The sequence below is a fragment of the Gluconobacter sp. OJB genome, assembly GCF_039638275.1.
Taxonomy (GTDB): domain Bacteria; phylum Pseudomonadota; class Alphaproteobacteria; order Acetobacterales; family Acetobacteraceae; genus Gluconobacter; species Gluconobacter cerevisiae.
In genome coordinates, this window is record NZ_JBDIWH010000001.1 from 1,260,019 (window position 1) to 1,279,726 (window position 19,708).

Annotated in this window: 24 protein-coding genes and 1 tRNA gene; 5 read left to right on the forward strand and 20 right to left on the reverse strand. The window is 56.4% G+C overall.

Annotated elements, in window-relative coordinates; genetic code table 11:
* Positions 1 to 35: 35 nt before the first annotated feature.
* The 9 genes from ABDK74_RS05855 to ABDK74_RS05895 all read right to left on the reverse strand — a co-directional run bounded on the left by ABDK74_RS05855 (position 36) and on the right by ABDK74_RS05895 (position 7,992).
* A complete protein-coding gene (locus ABDK74_RS05855) occupies positions 36 to 431 on the reverse strand; it encodes a response regulator (RefSeq protein WP_346003082.1) in 396 nt (131 codons plus the stop codon).
* Entirely contained in the window at positions 428 to 1,489 is a 1,062-nt protein-coding gene (locus tag ABDK74_RS05860) for a chemotaxis response regulator protein-glutamate methylesterase (protein ID WP_346003083.1), read from the reverse strand. The genes ABDK74_RS05855 and ABDK74_RS05860 overlap by 4 nt, the downstream gene beginning before the upstream one ends.
* Positions 1,486 to 2,343 carry a protein-glutamate O-methyltransferase CheR gene (locus tag ABDK74_RS05865; protein WP_346003084.1) on the reverse strand — a complete coding sequence of 286 codons (858 nt, stop codon included), beginning with the start codon at positions 2,341 to 2,343 and terminating at the stop codon, positions 1,486 to 1,488. Before ABDK74_RS05865 ends, ABDK74_RS05860 begins: the two co-directional genes overlap by 4 nt.
* Positions 2,340 to 2,762 carry a chemotaxis protein CheW gene (locus ABDK74_RS05870; protein WP_346003085.1) on the reverse strand — a complete coding sequence of 141 codons (423 nt, stop codon included), beginning with the start codon at positions 2,760 to 2,762 and terminating at the stop codon, positions 2,340 to 2,342. The genes ABDK74_RS05865 and ABDK74_RS05870 overlap by 4 nt, the downstream gene beginning before the upstream one ends.
* A 2-nt stretch (positions 2,763 to 2,764) precedes the next feature.
* Positions 2,765 to 4,813, reverse strand: coding sequence for a chemotaxis protein CheA (locus ABDK74_RS05875; RefSeq protein WP_346003086.1), 2,049 nt, complete (start codon positions 4,811 to 4,813; stop codon positions 2,765 to 2,767).
* A complete protein-coding gene (locus ABDK74_RS05880; RefSeq protein WP_346003087.1) occupies positions 4,810 to 5,169 on the reverse strand; it encodes a response regulator in 360 nt (119 codons plus the stop codon). Before ABDK74_RS05880 ends, ABDK74_RS05875 begins: the two co-directional genes overlap by 4 nt.
* Positions 5,166 to 5,435 carry an STAS domain-containing protein gene (locus ABDK74_RS05885; protein WP_346003088.1) on the reverse strand — a complete coding sequence of 90 codons (270 nt, stop codon included), beginning with the start codon at positions 5,433 to 5,435 and terminating at the stop codon, positions 5,166 to 5,168. Before ABDK74_RS05885 ends, ABDK74_RS05880 begins: the two co-directional genes overlap by 4 nt.
* The gene (locus ABDK74_RS05890; RefSeq protein ID WP_346003089.1) at positions 5,435 to 6,907 is read right to left on the reverse strand and encodes a methyl-accepting chemotaxis protein; all 1,473 of its coding nucleotides are present in this window, start codon (positions 6,905 to 6,907) and stop codon (positions 5,435 to 5,437) included. The genes ABDK74_RS05885 and ABDK74_RS05890 overlap by 1 nt, the downstream gene beginning before the upstream one ends.
* A 116-nt stretch (positions 6,908 to 7,023) precedes the next feature.
* Positions 7,024 to 7,992: a retroviral-like aspartic protease family protein gene (locus ABDK74_RS05895; protein ID WP_346003090.1), complete on the reverse strand. Its 969-nt coding sequence runs from the start codon at positions 7,990 to 7,992 to the stop codon at positions 7,024 to 7,026.
* 162 nt (positions 7,993 to 8,154) lie between these two features.
* Here ABDK74_RS05895 and ABDK74_RS05900 point away from each other — a divergent pair.
* Positions 8,155 to 8,231 (forward strand) — tRNA-Asp (locus tag ABDK74_RS05900).
* Positions 8,232 to 8,305: 74 nt separating this feature from the next.
* Complete coding sequence (locus tag ABDK74_RS05905) at positions 8,306 to 8,656, forward strand: DUF3147 family protein (protein ID WP_346003091.1); 351 nt, start codon at positions 8,306 to 8,308, stop codon at positions 8,654 to 8,656.
* Between the two features lie 9 nt (positions 8,657 to 8,665).
* On the opposite strand, the gene ABDK74_RS05910 is transcribed toward ABDK74_RS05905, so the two are convergent.
* Positions 8,666 to 9,436 carry an ABC transporter ATP-binding protein gene (locus ABDK74_RS05910; protein ID WP_346003092.1) on the reverse strand — a complete coding sequence of 257 codons (771 nt, stop codon included), beginning with the start codon at positions 9,434 to 9,436 and terminating at the stop codon, positions 8,666 to 8,668.
* A gap of 4 nt (positions 9,437 to 9,440) precedes the next feature.
* Positions 9,441 to 10,280 carry an ABC transporter permease gene (locus tag ABDK74_RS05915; protein ID WP_346003093.1) on the reverse strand — a complete coding sequence of 280 codons (840 nt, stop codon included), beginning with the start codon at positions 10,278 to 10,280 and terminating at the stop codon, positions 9,441 to 9,443.
* Positions 10,281 to 10,414: 134 nt separating this feature from the next.
* Between ABDK74_RS05915 and queE the strand changes: the two genes are divergently transcribed.
* Genes queE through ABDK74_RS05930 form a run of 3 tightly spaced genes read left to right on the forward strand, consistent with a single transcriptional unit; the run spans position 10,415 to position 12,317 of the window.
* A complete protein-coding gene (gene queE, locus ABDK74_RS05920) occupies positions 10,415 to 11,056 on the forward strand; it encodes a 7-carboxy-7-deazaguanine synthase (protein ID WP_346003094.1) in 642 nt (213 codons plus the stop codon).
* A gap of 2 nt (positions 11,057 to 11,058) precedes the next feature.
* The gene (gene queC / locus ABDK74_RS05925) at positions 11,059 to 11,793 is read left to right on the forward strand and encodes a 7-cyano-7-deazaguanine synthase QueC (RefSeq protein WP_346003095.1); all 735 of its coding nucleotides are present in this window, start codon (positions 11,059 to 11,061) and stop codon (positions 11,791 to 11,793) included.
* Positions 11,790 to 12,317, forward strand: a complete 528-nt coding sequence (locus tag ABDK74_RS05930) for a 6-carboxytetrahydropterin synthase (RefSeq protein ID WP_346003096.1) — start codon at positions 11,790 to 11,792, stop codon at positions 12,315 to 12,317. Before queC ends, ABDK74_RS05930 begins: the two co-directional genes overlap by 4 nt.
* 14 nt (positions 12,318 to 12,331) lie before the next feature.
* Here the strand turns inward: ABDK74_RS05930 and ABDK74_RS05935 are convergent, their stop codons facing one another.
* The 9 genes from ABDK74_RS05935 to folP form a co-directional block, all read right to left on the reverse strand.
* Complete coding sequence (locus ABDK74_RS05935; RefSeq protein WP_346003097.1) at positions 12,332 to 13,231, reverse strand: fructose bisphosphate aldolase; 900 nt, start codon at positions 13,229 to 13,231, stop codon at positions 12,332 to 12,334.
* Between the two features lie 191 nt (positions 13,232 to 13,422).
* The gene (locus ABDK74_RS05940; protein WP_346003098.1) at positions 13,423 to 14,028 is read right to left on the reverse strand and encodes a CatB-related O-acetyltransferase; all 606 of its coding nucleotides are present in this window, start codon (positions 14,026 to 14,028) and stop codon (positions 13,423 to 13,425) included.
* 115 nt (positions 14,029 to 14,143) lie between these two features.
* On the reverse strand, positions 14,144 to 15,151 hold the full coding sequence (locus tag ABDK74_RS05945) for a fatty acid desaturase (protein WP_346003099.1): 1,008 nt from the start codon (positions 15,149 to 15,151) through the stop codon (positions 14,144 to 14,146).
* A gap of 176 nt (positions 15,152 to 15,327) precedes the next feature.
* Entirely contained in the window at positions 15,328 to 16,236 is a 909-nt protein-coding gene (locus ABDK74_RS05950) for an NAD(P)-dependent oxidoreductase (RefSeq protein ID WP_346003100.1), read from the reverse strand.
* A gap of 19 nt (positions 16,237 to 16,255) precedes the next feature.
* Entirely contained in the window at positions 16,256 to 16,648 is a 393-nt protein-coding gene (locus ABDK74_RS05955) for a cupin domain-containing protein (RefSeq protein WP_346003101.1), read from the reverse strand.
* A 29-nt stretch (positions 16,649 to 16,677) separates the two neighbouring features.
* Positions 16,678 to 17,220: an Rrf2 family transcriptional regulator gene (locus tag ABDK74_RS05960; RefSeq protein ID WP_346003102.1), complete on the reverse strand. Its 543-nt coding sequence runs from the start codon at positions 17,218 to 17,220 to the stop codon at positions 16,678 to 16,680.
* Between the two features lie 119 nt (positions 17,221 to 17,339).
* Positions 17,340 to 18,014 carry a GTP cyclohydrolase I FolE gene (folE, locus tag ABDK74_RS05965; protein WP_408874470.1) on the reverse strand — a complete coding sequence of 225 codons (675 nt, stop codon included), beginning with the start codon at positions 18,012 to 18,014 and terminating at the stop codon, positions 17,340 to 17,342.
* Positions 18,011 to 18,910: a 2-amino-4-hydroxy-6-hydroxymethyldihydropteridine diphosphokinase gene (gene folK / locus ABDK74_RS05970; protein ID WP_346003103.1), complete on the reverse strand. Its 900-nt coding sequence runs from the start codon at positions 18,908 to 18,910 to the stop codon at positions 18,011 to 18,013. The genes folE and folK overlap by 4 nt, the downstream gene beginning before the upstream one ends.
* Positions 18,907 to 19,704: a dihydropteroate synthase gene (gene folP / locus ABDK74_RS05975; protein WP_346003104.1), complete on the reverse strand. Its 798-nt coding sequence runs from the start codon at positions 19,702 to 19,704 to the stop codon at positions 18,907 to 18,909. The genes folK and folP overlap by 4 nt, the downstream gene beginning before the upstream one ends.
* Between the last annotated feature and the right edge of the window lie 4 nt (positions 19,705 to 19,708).

Consider the following 19,708-nt stretch of genomic DNA (forward strand, 5'->3'; position numbering starts at 1 on the left):
CGAGAACCTGCGGCAAGGGGAGTCCCGCTGCCAAGTCACGCACCACTGATCGGCCCGAATACGGCCTCAATGCGGGATTTGAGAGAACTGGCCGTAAAAGGTTTGGCCAGAAAATTGTTCACCCCTTCCGCAACGGCCTGCTGCACCAATTCCTTGCTGGCCTGCCCCGTCAGCATGATGAAACCCGTTTTCGCGGTCCGGGCATTGCTCCTGACGGCCTTCAGCAGCTCAAGCCCGTCCATATCGGGCATATTGAAATCCGAAATAATCAGATGAACCGAATTGCTCTTCAGATGCTCCAGAGCTTCCAACCCGTTCCGGACACCGGCAATCTGCACAAAACCGATCTGGGCAAGCGTATTGCGCAGAATCGAACGAATGGAAGTCTGGTCGTCCACAAGGAGCACGGACATGGAAGAGGCGGAAATCATGGATACGTCTCCAAAGAACGGCGTTCACAAAGATTGAGAATAGCGGGGCCAATGGCGGACAGCGGAAGCTGCGTGTCCACTGCACCCAGTTCGTAGGCAGCGCGCGGCATGCCATAGATGACAGAACTTGCCCGATCCTGACCGATCGTACAGGCGCCGGCATGACGCATGGCCAGCAGTCCCTGCGCGCCATCGCACTCCATGCCGGTCAGGATGACGCCCACGGCGTTTTTTCCCACTGTGGCGGCAAGAGAATAAAACAGTTCGTCCACTGACGGCCGGTGCCCATTAACTGGAGGCGCCGTCACCAACTGGCAGACATACTCACCGGGCCGAGCGCTGCACCTGACCCGCAGGTGGCGCTCACCGCCGGACGCGACATAAACCACACCCGGTTTCAGTACATCGCCCTCTTCTGCCAACCTGACGTCAGGTTTCACGATCCTGTCCAGACGGCGCGCAAAGCTCTCGGAAAACTGCTTTGGCATGTGCTGAACAATGACTGTCGCGGGGCAATCTGTTGGAAAATGCTCAAGCACATCTGTCAGAGCTTCCACACCGCCCGTCGACGCCCCGATGCCCACGACAGTTCCGGTTCTCGTGGCAGCCATCACTCTGGCCCCCGGACTTTCACCTATCGACACAGAGGGATGGTTTTTTGTTGTTGCAGCTCGAACGATCGCGTCTCCCAGACCCGCAAAGGGTTCTTCTCCGCTCCCGAGTCCCATTTTCGAATACCACTCTGCAGCCCCCATACGGAGGGCCTGCTCAACCAACCCCTGATGACTGGAAAGACGCCCCGATACCATCACCACGGGCATCGGACGCAACCTCATGATCTTTTCAAGGAACTGCAATCCATTCATGGACGGCATTTCGTAATCCAGGGTCAGAACATCGGGATTCAGGCGCACGATCAAATCGCGAGCCTCGAAAGGCGTTCCAGCCGTCCCAACGACCTTGACGCGAGGATCACGTTTGAGAGCGGCCGCAATCAGCGCCCGCGTTGTCAGGGAATCATCGACGACAACGACCGTCAAAGGTTTTGAACAGCTCATGGAGACATCTCTCCAGACGAGACCTTACGGTAGGTGTTATACCCTATGCTCTCCATTCCGAAGCGCTCGGGATGAGCAATACGTTCCGAATGTCCCAGGTAAAGCTCCCCGCCTGGGAAAATGCGTGCCGCAAGATTACCCCAGAGTTTGTCCTGAGTTTCCCGGTCGAAGTAAATTGCGACATTCCGGCAGAAAATGGCATGAAACCGAGAGGAGAACGGCCACGGCTCAACCAGATTCAAGCGACGAAATCGTATCATATCCCGAATTTTTTCAGACATGACGACCCGGTTCCCTTCAAGTCGACAGAAGGACAAAACGCCCGATTCAAAAAGCGCTTCAGCTTCTACAGAGTTGTAACTGCCCCGTTTGGCCTGATTGAGAATGTCGGAATCAATGTCCGTCGCCAGGATTTTCACCTTCAGACTTGGAACTGCGGATAGACATTTCATGACAGTCATGGCGATCGAATATGCTTCTTCGCCACTCGAACACGCAGCAGTCCATATCCTAAGCTCTTCGCCACGTTCGAGACGTGAATATAATTTCTGGCGCAACAACTGCTCCAGATACGCAAAATGATGTTTTTCGCGATAAAAACTGGTGACGTTTGTCGTCAGGGCGGAAACGAGATGGTGTCTCTCATCCACGCCAGCGCCACTAACCAGAAAAGCACAATAGTCATCGAATGATCCAAAGCCTTCCTGCCGAACACGACGGGAAATTCGCGAATAGACGAGGCTTTTTTTCTTTTCCGACAAAGAAATCCCAGCAGATTTTTTAGCGATATCTGCAATAATCTGAAAATTGTCGTCTGATATTTCTTGCAAATCCTGCAATTCCATCACGGTCATTGCAGACTTCCGTCAAACAACGAAGACACATTTACAGAAAAAACCAAGCGCCCGCCTAAAGACAAAATCCCATTTGAATAATATTTAAGATTATCGCTGGAGAGTTCTGGAAGAGGTTTAAAATCGTCTTCATCGATATCCGAAATATCAGTGACATTAGAAACTGAAAAACCAATAATTTTTTTCTCGTTCTTCAGGAAAATAATGGCTTTTTTTTCGTCATTATCATCAGAAACTCCCATCATCTGAGCCATATTCACAAGCGGGATCACTGAGCCACGAACATTGACCACCCCTTCCACAAAAGCCGGAGCAGCCGGAAAAGGCGTCGCCTTCGCCCATTCTTTGATTTCCTTCACAGCAGAAATCTGAACAGAAAACTCCTGGTTCCCCAGAGAAAAGACCAGAGCTTTTTCCATGATCATACCCTTTCCTCCAACGAACCTTCTCTTTTCTTCAGAACCTCACCAAAGAGGAATTCAACGTCCAGAATAAACGCTACGTTTCCATCACCAAGAATAGTAGCCGTCGAAAAACAGGCGATTTTTCTATAATTATCCTCAAGATTTTTTACCACAAACCTTGAGTGATCAATGATTTTATCAACAATAAATGCTAGTTTTTCTTCGTTTTCATTTTCAATGACGAAGCATATTTTTTGGTTTATTCCACCAGAAGACTTCCCGATAATATCGGAAGCATAAATCACAGATAAATAACCATCCCGATAAGGATATCCGTATTTACCTTCCCCCACATGAAAAGCTTTTTTTGCGTCGAAGATGATTGTCTCAAGAACATTATTGACCGGAATTATAAAATCCTGTCCTTCAGCCTTGAAAATAATTCCCTCAATAACTGATAGTGTAAACGGCAATGAAATTGAAAAAGTCGTTCCTTTCCCTTTCGCAGAGTTAATAAAAATTCTTCCGTTGATCTGCTGAAGGCTTTGCTTGACCACGTCCATTCCCACGCCACGCCCAGAAACATCAGTGACTTCCGCAACTGTGGAAAAACCCGGCTCGAAAATCAGAGAATAAATTTCTTCTCGATCCAGTTTTTGACCTCTTTCGATAATCTTTTTTTCAACCGCTTTTTCGTAAATTCTGTCAGGGTCCAGACCGGCGCCATCATCCTGAATTTCCACAATGATCCGCCCAGAACGCTGAAAAGCCCGAAGTCTGAGCAGTCCTTCCGGCTCCTTTCCAGCGTGAGACCTGATTTGTGGGCTTTCGATGCCATGATCAATCGCATTACGGACCATATGCGTCAGGGGGTCGGACAGTTTTTCGAGAATGGACCGGTCCACCTCTGTGTCTTCTCCTTCCAGCACAAGCCGGACCTGCTTTCCCGTTAGCCTTGCGGTCTCGCGTACGACCCGACCCAGCTTTTGAAAAACGGTTTTGATCGGATAGGCGCGCATGGTGATGACGTTTTCCTGAAGCTCGTGAATAAGCTGTTCCTGCGCCGTCACGACATTCCCCAGAACCGAATCTCCATGAACCTTGTTACGCCGCATCTGTGATTGGATGGCGCCCTGATTGATAACCAGTTCTCCGATCAGATCGACGAGCTTGTCGATGCGCTGGATATCGACCCGAACAGTCGCGGAATCCTTGCGTTCAGAGGACTTCTTGATCTGAATATCTGTTTTTTCTTCAACCACCACAGGTAGAGAGGCGGGAACGTCTTCAATATTTTCAGCTACGAGCGTGACCGTCGCCTGAAGATCCTCTCCGGACCATTCGAAAATTTCCTCTACATCACCACGCGACTTCTGCGTTTTCAACACAAGCTTCCACGTCAGATAACTCCGCTCAGGTGAAACATCCCCAATCAGCGGAACGACGTCTGTATCCACCTCGACCTGAAGCGTCCCCAATTCCTTCAACGCGAGCAGAATATTCCGGACATCATCGCCGCGTTCGTAAAACTCAGTCGTTACTCTTAGGGAAATCGAAAACTGCTGATCGATCGGCGCTTCAATCTCAATTTTGACAGGCGCGAATGCCATCCCGAAGATGTCATCCATCTCGATATTTTCAATTAGCGGCTCCGGCTCCCCCTTCCCTGAGTGAAGATATCGCTCCAGTTCAACAACCGTCTCGGGGGCGACCTCACAAGCGGCCCCCTCATTTTTAAAGGCTGCAACGATGTCGAACAGAGCATCCTTGCACTTTAAAAACGTAGCGATGCTCTCAGTGGTGACTGGCAGTGCTCCTGACCGGAACAGGTCGAGCACGCTCTCAAAAAGATGGGAGAATTTTACAAGCTCTTCCATTCCAAAGGCTGCCGCTCCGCCTTTGATGGAATGAACGCATCGAAAGATCGTATTGATCTTTTCTCCGTCTTCCGACTCCTCCCCAAGTATCGTCAGTTCTTCTTCAAGAAGCGCGAGCTGTTCGTCGCACTCATCAAAGAAAATCTGCCGGATGGCATCCATGTCATCCGTAAACTCTGCCTTACTCATGAGCTGACGCGCCTGACGGCTGCAAGCAGTTTGGGACCTTCAAACGGCTTGACGATCCATCCTGTCGCCCCGGCCTCGCGTGCAGCGCGTCGAAGCTCGTCACCGGATTCTGTCGTCAGAAAAATGATGGGAACAAACTTCGTCTCATCTTGGACACGCAGGACCTGGGTCAGTTCCAAACCGTTCATACGCGGCATGTTCAGATCCGTTATGATAACGGCAGGTGAAAATCCTTTGATTTTTTCCAGCGCATCCACGCCGTCTTCAGCCGTTTCGACATCATATCCGCCATTGCGAAGCTCCCGGCCGACAAGATCCCGCATGGTTCTGGAATCATCAACAACCAGAATGTTCATGCCTCACCTGCCATGTTCAGAAGAAAATTTCCGCCCAGAAGCGCAAGGTTTTCTTTCATTTCATCAGAAATATTTCTGATTTCAAAAGATGTGCCCAGCGCCTGTGCAGTCGCAAAAGCTGAGACCAGCAATTGAAAGCAGAGTCCCCCGACACGGCGCACGCTCTCTCCATCCAGAAGAAAACCGCCTTCCTGTTTTTTCAGGAGCTCTGAAAACGGAACCGCATATCTGGTGTCCAGAAATTCTGGGAGAATGAGAACTTCCATCACCGAAACTCCTCCCAGCCTTCGTCCGACGTTTGAAAAGAACTTTCCCCCCATTGCGGACTTAAGGGCGCCAAAATGGAATCCTCTTTTACAGAACCGAACTCGTCATCTCCGTGTTCCTGAAGATGAAACCGCTGAAGACTTCCTACGAGTTCCCTGGCTTCAGCACTCAGATTATGACTGGCGGCCGTTGCTTCTTCGACCATGGCAGCATTTTGTTGGGTATTCTGATCCATCTGACTGACAGCCACACTGATTTCTGACAGATCATTCGCCTGGCTCCGCGCCGCCGTCGCAATTTCGCCGATCAGGACACTGATCTCACTGACGTTCTCCACGATGGATTTCATCGCGACCCCAGTCTCTTCAACCAGAGAGCTACCTCGACTGACCTGTTGTGTGCTCGAGGTAATCAGGCCCTTGATTTCCTTGGCCGCATCCGCCGATCGCTGAGCCAGCGCGCGGACCTCAGCAGCAACAACAGCAAATCCTTTGCCTGCGTCACCTGCCCGGGCAGCCTCAACACCGGCGTTCAGGGCCAGCAGATTGGTCTGGAAGGCAATGTCGTCAATTAGTCCGAGGATCTGCGCAATGTGGATCGAAGATTTCTGAATGTCCTGCATGGCCGCCGTGGCAGCCATCATCACTTCTCCCGATCTTTCAGCACGATCACGCGTCTGAGTAGCAACTTCACTTGCATGAACGGATGCCGCAGCCGTCTTGCGAACAGTTTCCGTGACATTTCCAACAGAAATCGTCGTCTCTTCAAGGCGGGCGACCTGAAGCTCCGTACGACGGGCCAAATCGTCTGCCGCTGATGCAATTTCAGCTGACCCTGATGAAATGGTCGAAATACTATCGTTCAGCGAGACCATTATTTTTTGAAGGGTCGACGCCGTTTCGTTAAAATCCTGTCGCAGCCGGTCATAGCGGGCAGGTAATGCCTCCTCGAGACGAAATCCCAGCTCACCATCGCGCAGACTCGCCATGGCATTACCCAGAACATCAATGACCCGCTCATGCTCTGCGGCTTCCTGCTTGGCCGATTGGCGCGCATCTTCTGCTTCGATCCGGGCAGCCGCAAGAGCAGACTGCGCCTGCGATGCCAGGACTTCGCTTTTCTCAGAGCCCGTGCGAGCCTCTCCCAGCATGACCTGCAACCGGACCAGACCAGCCTCGCGAGCGTCCTTCGGCAGGGTTCCTTGCGCAGCGAGTTGCCTGACTGCGCCCGTCAGAGCATCCCCGCGGCCCGCCACTTGAACAAATGCAAAAATTCCAGAGACCACAAACGCTCCAAGGAGCGCGATCCCGGGGATAAGCAACTGCCTGACAGATACGGCAGAAATGCCGACCATCCGCAATTCCCAAACCAACCCACAAACCCCGACGGCCAGAGGAATGACAAATGCCAGAAGCAACCGCCGGCGAAGCAGGAAAGTCCCTTGCATGGGAACAGAGCGTATGTCGGACATGCCAAGCCGTCTCCAGAAACACAGATCACACCACGCCGGCCACAGGCAGCCAGCCAGATGCTCTCCTTCCTAGAGAACAGTTGATTGAAACTCCGTTAATGCGCCTTCAGACAATCTCAGTGGGGGGAGGCTGGAATATCGATATCGTGCTGCACGAACATCCTGTTGCCATAACGGGGAATCCAGATCCGGTAATGCTTCAGAACATCCGCGCCCAGTAGAGCCTCCGTATCGGGCAGCCCTTCCCCAACCTTCAGAGAGATATCCCGGAAAATGATATCGCCCACCTGAAGAGTATCAAAATGATGAAGATAATTTTTCACAGGATCCCGTGTCAGCCCATATCCAATCGAAACAGGATCTTTTTCCAGCATGGCACGCGTCACACCCGCCGCCCGAGCTGCATCCAGACTGATGAAGGTCGTTGCCGCTCCCGTATCCAGTGTCGCATCAACTGGATGACCGTTCAGGCTTATCTCCAGAGTGGTCTTATGCCCCTCATTATAGATGTGGCTGATTGGAACGCTGTGGATATGCCCTTCCCAGCCCGGCGTGGGGGTATCACAGTCCTGAGTTTCGACCAGTCGCACCTGATGTGAAGGCATATCTACGATCGTGTCGTAACGCCCAAGGAAATCACGTCCGAACAGTCCTACAACTGGAAGTCCCGCAACCTTTCCAACAAACTTGCCCGCACCAGCAACAGCGATGTTGGTGGCTTTGGAACTCCCCATGTCCAACGTATTAATCGTCGCGACACGTCCATAGTCCTGACCTCCGACGCCATGGATCAGCACGGTAGTTCCCATATCATTCAATCCAAGGGGCTCGACAAAGCTCTGTCCAACAACTGTGGAAAAAGCTCCGGTATCCACGATCAGCGCGACAGGATGCCCGTTGATCGCCGCGCGTACGACAGGGCTGCCCCAGTCGTTCAGAACCAACATATTTCCGCTTGTGATCAGCTTGCACTGACGCGGTCCTGTCTCACAACCAGCCAGAGCTATCCCCAGCAACAACAATGCACCCAGTCGTCCCAACGCCATGAGGCCCTCCCGCCTGTATCGTTCCGTTGCACAGGACACGCCCTCTCCATGCGCGGCAAGGCAGTTTTTTGATCCAAAAGGCTTTTTTTTCACAAAACCCTCTTGCCACCCCACAGGCAGGCTGATACATCACCGCCACCGACTAAGAGGAAGCCAAACAGCTTCCGAACGGAAGGTCCCAAGATACTGAAAAGTGTCTCTGCGGGTGTAGCTCAGTTGGTTAGAGCGCCGGCCTGTCACGCCGGAGGTCGCGGGTTCGAGCCCCGTCACTCGCGCCACTCCTCTTATGGAGTTGGCCACATTTTCCAGAAAAAAAATCTGAAGAAGCCACTGCCCGTTTTTAGGGAAGACTATGCTGTTCTTCATTCTGAAATGCCTGATTTCAGGGCTACTGATCGCTGCCGCCTCAGGCGTTGCGCGACGTTTTCCCGGCTTCGGGGCGCTGATTGCATCCCTACCGCTTGTATCGGTTCTGGGCATGATCTGGCTCTGGCTGGAAAAGCCGGACCGCGTCGTCATGAGCCGTCATGCGGAAGCGACATTCTGGTATGTGCTTCCGTCACTGCCCATGTTTCTGCTGATCCCGCGACTTCTCCGGGCAGGATTGCCATTTTGGCTTGCCCTGTCAGCAGGATGCGCACTTACGATTGTTCTGTATCTCTGCACGACATGGGCGCTCACCCGTTTCGGCACAGGCGGCTGAAACTGACCTTCAGCCAGCCTCTTCCAGATAGACATCCAGAACCTCATCTGGCGTGCCGTCCATCCGGATACGTCCGTTCTCAAGCCAGATGACGCGCGTGCACCACTGACGCATAATCTTGGGCTGATGCGTGGACAACACGAGGATTTCCGCCTGCTGGACGAGTTCTTCAAGGCGCACCTTGGCCTTGTTCATGAACACCCCGTCCCCTGCGAGAAACCATTCATCCATCAACAGGATTTCGGGAGCAGACGCCGTCGCCAGACCGAACGCAAGCCGGACACTCATGCCCGCACTATAAGCTTTGACCGGCATGTCCATATACGGCCCAAGCTCTGCGAAATCCTGCACATCCTGCTCGATCCGGTCGATCTGCTGGCGTGAGAGTCCCTCATACCGTCCCTTGAGGCGAATATTTTCGCGCCCTGTCAGTTCAGGATTCATGCCCAAACTGCTGTCCAGTAGCGTCCGCATCGTTCCATCAAGCCGCACGCAACCGGAAACGGGCTCATAAATCCCTGCAAGTGCACGCAAAAGGGTGGTTTTTCCAGCACCGTTGCTGCCGATCAGACCCAGCCGCTCGCCAGAATTCAGCGTAAAACTGATCTCCCGCAGCACGCTCACGATCGTGCGCTCCCGCATATCACGCATCAGATGAGCCGAAGGCGAGGACGGCGCAAACCGGGCCAGCGTCTTGCCAACCTGCTTTTTCAGGGAGCGGCTCTGCCCATGATACAGCGGAAAATCGATACAGAGGCGGTCAACAACAATCCCGGGCATCAAATCAGATCCAGTAAGGAATGCGCGACCGCATCCGGCAGAACAAGATGGCCGCCAAAAGCCACAGAAGCACACTATGCCCAAGGGCTGCTTCCCAGACGACGGGCGCTACCGTCTGTCCCAACAGCGGTGCACGCACGATTTCAAGCAGCGGATAAAACGGATCAAGCAGCAGATACTGCCGTCCGGTCGTGATCAGTTCCGGCTTCCAGATAACCGGTGTCACGAAAAAGAAAATCTGCATCAGCGACGCCACGATGGGCGCAATGTCCCGGAACCGCGCCCCCAGCATTCCGATCAGCAGAATGATGCAGAAACTGTTCACAATCCAGATGGGTAGGCTGAACAGCAGGCTCCAGATCTGCTGCGGCCAGACGTGAAAGACCGCAAACACGACGACAACGACAACCATGTTATGCAGCAGGATCAGCAGATTCCTGACAATCACCTGCATCACAGGAAGACTGGCCGGAATCCGCATCGCATGAAACAGGGACGTACTCTGCGTAAAGACCGTTCCCGCATCATTGATGACGGTCCCGCCATATCCCCACAACACAATCGAGAGTGATAGGAACGGCAGATAGGCTTTCAGATCCATATGGAAGAGATAGCCATACACCACCCCCATCGCACCGATCATGACAGCCGTAGACAGCGTCAGCCACAGCGGCCCCAGAATGGAGCCGCGATACCGCATCTTGATATCCAGCCAGCCGAGCGTTGCAGCAAGCGGCAGCAAGCGCAAACCCGCCCGCAAGTCGCTCCAGGCGGCGCGGACAAGCCCCCATCCCCGCAGGGGCTCAAGGGTCAGAACAGGAGAACGGGCATTCATGTCTTCCATGCGCCTTCCCTACCATGAAAGCAGGCGCTGCCCATCCCCCTCGCCCGCGAAACATCCCACTTCGCAGAACACCTTCAGTCCGACATGCTGATTTCCCTTGCATCCTGCGCCAACCTCGCCGACATGCTGCGGTCATGTCTTATGCTGTGAAGGAAATGTTCGTGACCCTCCAGGGCGAGGGTGCACAGACAGGCCGTGCCTCGGTGTTCTGCCGGTTCGCGGGCTGCAACCTGTGGTCGGGGCGTGAACAGGATCGCGCCACGGCCGCCTGTACGTTCTGCGACACCGATTTCATCGGTACGGACGGTGAAGGCGGCGGCCGCTTCGACACCGCCGAGGCTCTTGCCGCCACCATCGCGGCCTGCTGGACCGGCACCGCCGATGACAGCGGTCGCCGCTATGTGGTCTTCACCGGCGGCGAACCTCTGCTCCAGCTTGATGATGCCCTGATCGCCGCCGTAAAGGCGCAGGGCTTTGAGATCGCCGTAGAAACCAACGGCACGATCGCGGCCCCTGCGGGAATCGACTGGGTCTGCGTCAGCCCCAAACCCAACAGCACGCTCGTCCAGACCGAAGGCGCAGAACTCAAGCTGATCTACCCCCAGCCGGAGTTGCCGCCTGAATTGTTCGAGACACTGCCCTTCCAGCATTTCTGGCTTCAGCCGATGGACGGCCCCGACCGCATTGCCAACACGCAGGCCGCCGTCGCCTACTGCCTGCGCCATCCGCGCTGGCGCCTGTCGCTTCAGACACACAAGCTGATCGGAATCCCCTGACCATGAGCACGAACACGGCCATCAGCAGCAACACCGCGCTCGTCCTGTTCTCTGGCGGTCAGGATTCCGCAACCTGCCTCGCCTGGGCTCTCTCCCGCTTCGACCGCGTCGAGACGGTCGGCTATGCCTACGGACAGCGCCACGCCATCGAACTCGAATGCCGCGACACCCTGCGCGAACAGATGGCCGCGTTTTCGCCGGAATGGAAAGCACGCCTCGGCGACGATCACACGATCGATCTCGCCTCCCTCGGTGCGCTGTCCGAAACGGCCCTGACCCGCGAAGCCGAGATCGGGCTGAGCGAGAATGGTCTGCCCAACACGTTCGTGCCGGGGCGCAACATCATCTTCCTGACCTTCGCCGCAGCCCTCGCCGTTCGCCGCAATGCGCGCCACATCGTCACCGGCGTCTGCGAAACCGACTATTCCGGCTACCCGGACTGCCGCGACGACACGATCAAAGCTCTTCAGGTCGCCCTGAATCTCGGTATGGACCAGCGTTTCGTCCTGCACACGCCGCTGATGTGGATCGACAAGGCCCAGACATGGGACCTGACCGAAGAACTCGGCGGCCAGAAGCTCGTGGACGTCATCAACCGTGACAGCCATTCGTGCTACATGGGTGATCGTACGCATCAGCATGACTGGGGCTATGGCTGCGGCACCTGCCCGGCCTGCAATCTGCGGGCCGACGGATGGCGCCGCTACCAGCAGAGCCGCCACGGAGGCACCGTATGACCGCCGAACTCGTCTTCACCCGGCGTTTCTGCATGGGGCACCGGCTCATTACCGGATCAAGCGAACGCTGCGCCATCCCGCATGGCCATAACGAATATGTCCGCGTTACGCTCCGTCCGGCCAGACAGACCCGGCTGGACGGCCACGCGAACATGATCCTGCCCTTCGCAGAGGCCAAAACGCGCTGGCATCATTTCGTGGACAACAGCCTCGATCACGCGCTCCAGCTTTCGGAAACAGACCCGTTGCTCGCATGGTTCCGCGCCAATGAACCCGAGCGCGCCAGCCGGATCGTCGTCACGCCCGGCGACCCGACAACGGAACTGATGGCGGCCCTCATGCTCGCCAAACTGACCGCCATTCTTGCGGATCAGGGCGACATCCTGCGCGTTCATGAAATCGAACTGGAAGAAACGCCCACCAACACCGTGCGCCTCGGCGGCAATCCGCAGCATTACCTGCCTGCCGTCTCAAAGCCTCCGGAACATTGCTGGTGGAATAAAGCGGACGCCAGCATTTCCTGACGTCCGCACAGGCTTCAGGCCTTATGGACCGAAGCGTCGTAAATTTCCCCGATCACCTCTCCCAACGCGGCATCGAACTGCGCATCATCCATCTGATGCCGTAGATCACCGATCAGCGCGCGGGAGAAGCTCGCAATCATCCGGTGATTATGTCGCAGCTTCTCGCAGGCCTGATCCAGCGGATAGCCCCCTGACAGCGCCACAACCCGCACCATCCGCGGATCACGCGCAATATCGTCATAAAGGTCGGCGACTTCCGGGATCGTGACCTTCAGCATGATCCGGGCGTCCTCGGGCAGTTTTTGCAGTTCTTCGAGGACGTAATCATGCAAAAGCTGCTCACACGCCGCCTTGTCCGGGCTCTTGATGAGCACTTCCGGCTCCAGAATGGGCACCAGCCCATGTTTGCGAACCTGTTCAGCCACCGCGAACTGCTGGCGAACAATGGCCCGGATGCCGCTTTCGGATGGCAGGCGGATCGTTGAACGCTCTTTAGTTCCATAAACGCCCAGCTTTGCCGCGCGCGCCAGCAGGGCATCCAGATCGGGCATCGGCTTCATAAGCTGAACGCCGTCCGCTTCCGCCTCCAGCCCCTTGTCGATCTTCACAAACGGCACAACGCCCCGTTCGCGCCACAGATAGGCCGGAACGGGCTCACCGTTCACGTCGCCGTCCATCGTGCGCTCGAACAGAATGGCTCCGATCACCTTGTCGCCGGTGAAAGAAGGCGCCGTGATGATCCGAACCCGCATGTCGTGCATGAGCGCGAACATCTGGCTTTCGTCCGAATATTCGCTCTCGGCAATGCCATACTGCTTCAGCGCGCCCGGCGTGGAACCGCCACTCTGGTCCAGAGCGGCAATAAACCCGCCTTTATCCGCCATCTGTGACATCATTTTATCTGCGGTGCTCATCAAGATCCCCTTCGATACAGGAAAACAGTCACCGCTCCCGAAGGACCCCACGGATCACCCCGCCTCGCAGTACGTTTCCCGACACAGTCCAATCGCGCCGACGCCCGGAATGGTTCCTGCCCGACAGCTTCGGGAAATCATAGCGCAGGCCCTGCACCTGATGAAGCGGCTCCCCGCTCACCAAATCAGGATCAGCCGCCTTTAGAACCGTTCTGGCCATTTTCATAAAGTGCCAGAAACGCCTCGATATCGTCGCTCATCAGTGCTCCGCAGCGCTCTTTCACCAGAGTTTCCGGCCATTCCCACCAGGCCAGCGCCAGCAACCGCGCAATCACGCTTTCCGAAAACCGGTAGCGGATCACTTTTGCCGGATTACCCCCCACAATCGCATAAGGCGGCACCGATTTCGTCACGAGCGCCTGCGCGGCAATGACGGCCCCGTCACCAATCGTCACGCCAGACATCACCGTAGCCTGCGCCCCGATCCATACGTCATTGCCGATCACGACCTCTCCCTTGCTGGAATGATCATATTGCCCCTCCTCGGCAGCAGGCCAGAAATGCGAGAGCGTTTTGAATGGATAGGTGCTGACCAGATCGGCCCGGTGATTTCCCAGAATGATCGTGACGCCGGGGCCGATCGAGCAGTAGTCGCCAATCCGCAGCCCGGCTTCTCCGCCTTCCAGAACAGTGGGGACGCCATAAGTATGCGGGCCGATCTCCCAGCCCCATTCGTCCTGCTGATAGGCCAGCGCATAACGCGTGAGGGCCTGAAAGGCACGGTTTCCAAACGACATGGGCTCATTCCTTCATGCTGATGCCTGCGGGAAAAGCCGAGGCAAAAACACAGGGAGCCACGACTACAACAACCGCAAACGCCTCAGATTGGGAAAGGGCGGCATGAAGCGCCCCTTATGTCACCGAACGCAGATCAACCATGGCCTGCATGTCCTCGTCCCACAACACATTCAGCCGCGCTTCACGAACACCGTCACGCCAGTTTAGAATTTTCACACCCTGAAAGACAGGATGAGCATCGTGGCACGCCAGCAACCGGTAGTTCGGGATACCGGGTGCCATATGATGGATATGATGCGTTCCGATATCGCCGGTGAACCACCGCATGATCCGAGAAAAACGCAGGAAAGAGCACCCCGTCACCGCCGCATCATAGCTGTTCCATTGTGGGTGCTCGGCCCACTGCACGCCTTCAAACTTGTGCTGGACAAGAAAGAGCCACACGCCTGTCACCGCAGCCGGATAGATCACCATGAAGCTGACAAGCATCACGAGTTTCACCCCGACCAACCACGACAGGGCAAACCCTCCCGCCAGCAGGCAGAGATTCGTGCCATAAACGCCCGCCCGTTCGCGGATCCAGTGCCGCGGCGTATCGAAAGCAAATCGATAGACAATAAAGAAGATGACCGGCGGCATCAGAAAGACTGTCAGAACCGGATTTTTGCTCATGCGGTAAAGAAATTTCTTCAGGCGCGTCATTTTCCGGTATTCAGCAACAGTCATACAGTCCGAATACAGGTCAGACAGCCGCCCGCGCGTGTCCATGTTGTTCCAGGACCCGTGATGAAGCGCGTGATGCTTCTTCCAGTGATCATAGGGTGTCAGGGTCAGCAACGAACATAGCCAGCCCGTGACGTCGTTGGCCCAGCGGTTGCGGAACAGGGAACCATGCCCACAGTCATGCTGAAGAACAAACGTCCGGATCGACAGACCGGACGCAAGCGGCGTGAGCACCAGCGACCACCACCATCCCCGCATCAGCCCTGCATAAATCAGAACGTAACAGAAAAGAAGCAGACTGACGGTGGAAACGACCTGAAACAGACTGGTCCAGAAATGGGAGCCCTGATATTTCCGAACCGACTTTGCGGTTTCATCCGGATATATCGAACCCTTCAACTGGTCTTCCACAAAAATTACCATGGTATTCCACAAAATATTTTGGGAATTTCCACTAATCCATAAACCAGATCTCATCAATTTATTATAAGTTTAAGATTTGTGACACGTAATAATTTTTCATTATTACATGACGTTACATAACCGGATTTTTATCCCATCGATGCCTTAGGTCATCAAACGCCAAGCCATGGTATCCTGCCAAATTCAAGGCCGAGAACCGCTCTCGCTTTGCGATTACAGGCCCCGCTCAGGCTGTTCTGGTAATAGACGCTCTCCTCTCCACCCCGCCTGACAGCCTCGTCCTCATCCACATGCGCCGGAGCATCTGCCCCAACCCACTCCGCATAGGCCGGCAACCATCGGCCCAGCGTCGTCGGCTGGTCATCGACCACGTTATAGACCCCTGAAGGTGCTTCCAGCGCCGCAACTGTCGCCTGTGCCGCATCCTCCACATGAATGAATGAAAACGTACCCCGTCCTGCTCCAATCACGGGTACCTCACCCTTGCGGACATGCAGGCTGAACGCACCATCAGGCCAGTACCAAGTGCGCGGACCGTAGAAAAACCCGTATCTGAGCGCCACACCCTCCATGACATCATCGCCCAGAACGCGCTTTTCCAGCGTCTCATACATCCGCGCACTCTCCCCGATCCCCCCAGGAGCATCTGTCCTCAACGGTGACTCTTCGGTCGCAAGTGCTCCGCCCCCATTCAAATAAAATCCGCAGGACTGCTGCACATAACGCTGTACCCCCACAAACCGTGCAGCATCATGAAGGTTCCCCCCACCCTCCAGACGCAGCACCCGATCCGCAGGCAACCGTTGCGCCAGATCGAACGGGCTGGACGGCAGGGACGTCAACTGGTCGATCACGGCATCCGGCCGTACCCGCTCCAAAAGAGCAAACATCTCCGCCCACTCCAGCGCATTCGCCACCACAGGCATTGCGCCAAGCTCCTGAAGGACAGGAGCATTTTCAGCCCGACGCACCATCCCCCAGACCTCATGCCCCGCTTTCACCAGACGCACGATCAAAGGGCGCCCCACAGCCCCGCTTGCACCGGCCAGAAGAATTTTCATGGTCCGTCTCCTTCAGACATCACTTCGCGGGAAAGACGAACGGCGCAGCCTCGTCCTTGACGAAAAACGCAAGGAACCGGGCAGGCTCGGTCTGGCTGGCATTGCGTCCCACGAGATGCACATCATCCGGCCCTTCAAAGAACGTCTGCCCCGGATGCAGGGTCACAGGCTTCCCGCCTCGGACCTGCATGACAACACTGCCCTGCAACACATAAACGAACACCGAAGCGCCATGCCGGTGGATCGGGTCCGACTTGCCGGGCGGATAATCAACGGTCAGCATGGCCCCTTCTTTTCCCGGTATGCCCGGCAGATCATGGACCAGAAGCGGCGTGACTTTCGTCTCAGCATGAAGGGAGGACGTGCAGACGCACAAAGCCAAGGCGCCAAGCGCAATAAAACGACGCATCATTCTGTATCCCGATGTTGGATGTGAAAAAATCAGTCCGTATCCGCAGACCGCCGCTGCCGGACTTTACTGGTCCGGCGTGTCTGGGAGCGGTTCTCAAGCCATCCCTGCGCTTCTCCCAGAAACGCAGGGGGAGCCTTGTTCCGCATGGAGTCTGCAAGATCGGCCAGAGACGTCCGCGCCAGTTCCTCGCGCATGGTCTGCTCAGCCCGCAGCATGGCCGCATGAATGCTGCACACACCCTTCGTGGCCCAATGCGGAGGCGTGTCGTCGAACAGGACGCAGCGCCCGCGAATTTCCTGACAGTTAAAAAGGCTCTTCCGCCCCTCAGCCGCGTCCACAACGTCCAGTACACTGATCTGCGCCACAGGGCGGGCCAGCCTGTAGCCGCCCCTCAGCCCTTCGGAGGCCGCAAGAATCCCGGCCTTCTCCAGCTTCGGAAGCTGCTTGGCGATAAATGCCGCCGGAATGTCCTGAAGCTCCGCCAGATCCAGACTGCTGACTGGTTCGGGATGCTCCACGAGCCACAACAGGCTGTGCAGGACGTATTCGGTGCTTGCGCCATAAAGTGCCATACACGGACCATATAAGTCCGCGTTTTGATTCGCAAGTCATCCACGCCTAGAAGCGCAGGCCTAAAAAGCCTTAAACAATCATCCGTTTTTCAGATTGCCCCCGGAACGCCCGGCGCGGATTACCCGCGCAGAAGGGACATGATCTCCATCCGGGCCGCAGTGTCGTGCTGCCAGCTTCCCCGTGCGATGGACGTCACGGTCGTGGAACCGGACGAGCGCACGCCGCGCATGCTCATGCACATGTGCTCGGCCTCAATCACGACCAGAACGGCTTCCGGCGCCAGAACATCTTCCATGCCCTGTGCGATCTGGTCCGTCAGACGCTCCTGAAGCTGCGGCCGACGTGCAAAGCCTTCCACCAGCCGCGCAATCTTGCTCAGCCCCGTCAGACGTCCGCCCGCCGGCAGATAGGCCACATGCGCCTTGCCATAGACCGGCAGAAGATGATGCTCGCACATCGAATGGAACCGGATATCCTTGACGATCACCGCACCATGATGTCGGTCTGCGGAAAACTGCGTCTTCAGATGATCCCGCGGATCCTGATGCAGCCCGCTGAACACTTCCAGATACATCTTCGCAACGCGCTGCGGCGTATCCAGTAGCCCCTCGCGCTCCGGGTTTTCACCCAGCGCCTCAAGAATTTCCCGCACAGCCCCCGCAATCCGCACATCCGCGTCCGCAGGCAGCGGCAAGGCTCCCATCGGGCGACGCTCCTCGGACGAGAGGCTCTCCTGATTGTCCAACTGATAGGCCGATGCGGTGGCTACGGTCGTGGCGTTCAGGTTGGTCATGCGGGTTCAGGCTCCTCTATGCCCCAACGGCCCGTGCCGTCAGGAACGCGCCGGGTCACATCCCCCGGGCTCCGCGGCAGGACTGCTAGCGCGTCCCGCACGCGACGTCCACCAATGACATGATCTGGATCAATTTCCGCTAGAGGCTCCAGCACAAAAGCCCGCTCGAACAGACAGACATGCGGCAGCGTCAGAACCCGGTCCCGAACCTCCCGCGTGCCATAATAAAGAACATCAATATCCACGGCCCGCGCGCCCCAGCGGATGCCCGGCGTACGTCCCAGTTCCGCCTCGATCGCCTTGCACACAAGCAGAAGCGCATGAGGCGCCAACGTGGTCCGCGCGGTCGCACAAATATTGACGAATGTCGGCTGCTCCACGCCGCCCCAGGGCGCACTGTCATACAGCGACGACACCTTCACGATCTCCACCCCATCCACAAGCGACAGCCGATCCACCGCCGCCGCCAGAACAGCCTCCCTCTCTCCAAGATTGCTGCCCAGAGAGAGCGCAACCTCATGAATCCGGACCTGTTCCACAACAACCGCCGTTCCCGACACCACATACGGCACCGGCGCGGACGGTTTGCGGACTTCAACCCGAACCCACTCCACACGCTCCAGCCTTGAAAGCACAGCCTCCGCAATACGACCCGCCACCGTCTCGATAAGCTGAAGCGGCGGCCCCGTCACGATATCCGACGCGATATCGCACAGCGTCCCGTAACAGACGGCCTGTTCGTAATCATCGCCCGCAATCGCACCCGACAGATCCGCCCGGATCTCGATATCCACCACGAAACGCTGCCCGATCCGCGTCTCTTCAGGCAGCACACCATGATAGCCAAACAAACACAGATCCCGCACGAAAACGGAGGTCAGGGCAGGCACAATCATCGGACATCCTTCAAAATCTGGCGCATTTTCAACGCATCCACATGCTCGCGCACGTCATGCACCCTCAGGATCGCAGCGCCCTGCTCCACCCCATACAAATGGGTCGCCAGCGTTCCCGCCAGCCGCTCGGACGCCGCACGCCCCAGAAAATGCCCGAACATGGATTTGCGCGACACCCCCAGCAGAACCGGCAATCCATAGTCTGCCCGCAAATCCCCCAGCCGCGCCACGGCTTCCACATTCTGCGCCTGCGTCTTGCCGAACCCCACTCCCGGGTCCAGCACGATCCGATCGCGCATAATCCCGGCCTTTTCCGCCAGTTCCAGCGACCGATCGAAGAAACGCCGCCAGTCCGCGCGCAGATCCAGCGCCTCGTCCACATCATGACGGTTATGCATCACAACCACCGTCGCGTCCGAATCCGCCACCACGGAGGCCATGTCCGGGTCCGCCTGCAATCCCCAGACATCGTTGATGACCGCAACACCCACTTCGAGCGCCCGCTTCGCAACGAACGCCTTGGTCGTATCCACCGAAACGACCACCCCCTCCTCAACCAGCCGCTCCACGACCGGCGCAAGACGCGCCCATTCTTCTTCCGCCGCAACCGGCACAAAGCCCGGCCGCGTGGACTCGGCCCCCACATCCAACAGATCTGCCCCATGCGCCACGAGCGCCCGACCATGCGCCAGAGCTGCTTCAGGCCGGAAAAAGCGTCCTCCGTCGGAGAAGGAATCCGGCGTGACGTTCACAATCCCCATGACCGCCACTTGCCCGTTTTCAAACCGGTTCATGCTG

Bases quoted from the DNA above. Each gene is read 5' to 3' on its own strand.
- ABDK74_RS05855 (WP_346003082.1), bottom strand. From the start codon at position 431: ATGATTTCCGCCTCTTCCATGTCCGTGCTCCTTGTGGACGACCAGACT.
- ABDK74_RS05860 (WP_346003083.1), bottom strand. From the start codon at position 1,489: ATGAGCTGTTCAAAACCTTTGACGGTCGTTGTCGTCGATGATTCCCTG.
- ABDK74_RS05865 (WP_346003084.1), bottom strand. From the start codon at position 2,343: ATGACCGTGATGGAATTGCAGGATTTGCAAGAAATATCAGACGACAAT.
- ABDK74_RS05870 (WP_346003085.1), bottom strand. From the start codon at position 2,762: ATGGAAAAAGCTCTGGTCTTTTCTCTGGGGAACCAGGAGTTTTCTGTT.
- ABDK74_RS05875 (WP_346003086.1), bottom strand. From the start codon at position 4,813: ATGAGTAAGGCAGAGTTTACGGATGACATGGATGCCATCCGGCAGATT.
- ABDK74_RS05880 (WP_346003087.1), bottom strand. From the start codon at position 5,169: ATGAACATTCTGGTTGTTGATGATTCCAGAACCATGCGGGATCTTGTC.
- ABDK74_RS05885 (WP_346003088.1), bottom strand. From the start codon at position 5,435: ATGGAAGTTCTCATTCTCCCAGAATTTCTGGACACCAGATATGCGGTT.
- ABDK74_RS05890 (WP_346003089.1), bottom strand. From the start codon at position 6,907: ATGTCCGACATACGCTCTGTTCCCATGCAAGGGACTTTCCTGCTTCGC.
- ABDK74_RS05905 (WP_346003091.1), top strand. From the start codon at position 8,306: ATGCTGTTCTTCATTCTGAAATGCCTGATTTCAGGGCTACTGATCGCT.
- ABDK74_RS05910 (WP_346003092.1), bottom strand. From the start codon at position 9,436: ATGCCCGGGATTGTTGTTGACCGCCTCTGTATCGATTTTCCGCTGTAT.
- ABDK74_RS05915 (WP_346003093.1), bottom strand. From the start codon at position 10,280: ATGGAAGACATGAATGCCCGTTCTCCTGTTCTGACCCTTGAGCCCCTG.
- queE (WP_346003094.1), top strand. From the start codon at position 10,415: ATGTCTTATGCTGTGAAGGAAATGTTCGTGACCCTCCAGGGCGAGGGT.
- queC (WP_346003095.1), top strand. From the start codon at position 11,059: ATGAGCACGAACACGGCCATCAGCAGCAACACCGCGCTCGTCCTGTTC.
- ABDK74_RS05930 (WP_346003096.1), top strand. From the start codon at position 11,790: ATGACCGCCGAACTCGTCTTCACCCGGCGTTTCTGCATGGGGCACCGG.
- ABDK74_RS05935 (WP_346003097.1), bottom strand. From the start codon at position 13,231: ATGAGCACCGCAGATAAAATGATGTCACAGATGGCGGATAAAGGCGGG.
- ABDK74_RS05940 (WP_346003098.1), bottom strand. From the start codon at position 14,028: ATGTCGTTTGGAAACCGTGCCTTTCAGGCCCTCACGCGTTATGCGCTG.
- ABDK74_RS05950 (WP_346003100.1), bottom strand. From the start codon at position 16,236: ATGAAAATTCTTCTGGCCGGTGCAAGCGGGGCTGTGGGGCGCCCTTTG.
- ABDK74_RS05955 (WP_346003101.1), bottom strand. From the start codon at position 16,648: ATGATGCGTCGTTTTATTGCGCTTGGCGCCTTGGCTTTGTGCGTCTGC.
- ABDK74_RS05960 (WP_346003102.1), bottom strand. From the start codon at position 17,220: ATGGCACTTTATGGCGCAAGCACCGAATACGTCCTGCACAGCCTGTTG.
- folE (WP_408874470.1), bottom strand. From the start codon at position 18,014: ATGACCAACCTGAACGCCACGACCGTAGCCACCGCATCGGCCTATCAG.
- folK (WP_346003103.1), bottom strand. From the start codon at position 18,910: ATGATTGTGCCTGCCCTGACCTCCGTTTTCGTGCGGGATCTGTGTTTG.
- folP (WP_346003104.1), bottom strand. From the start codon at position 19,704: ATGAACCGGTTTGAAAACGGGCAAGTGGCGGTCATGGGGATTGTGAAC.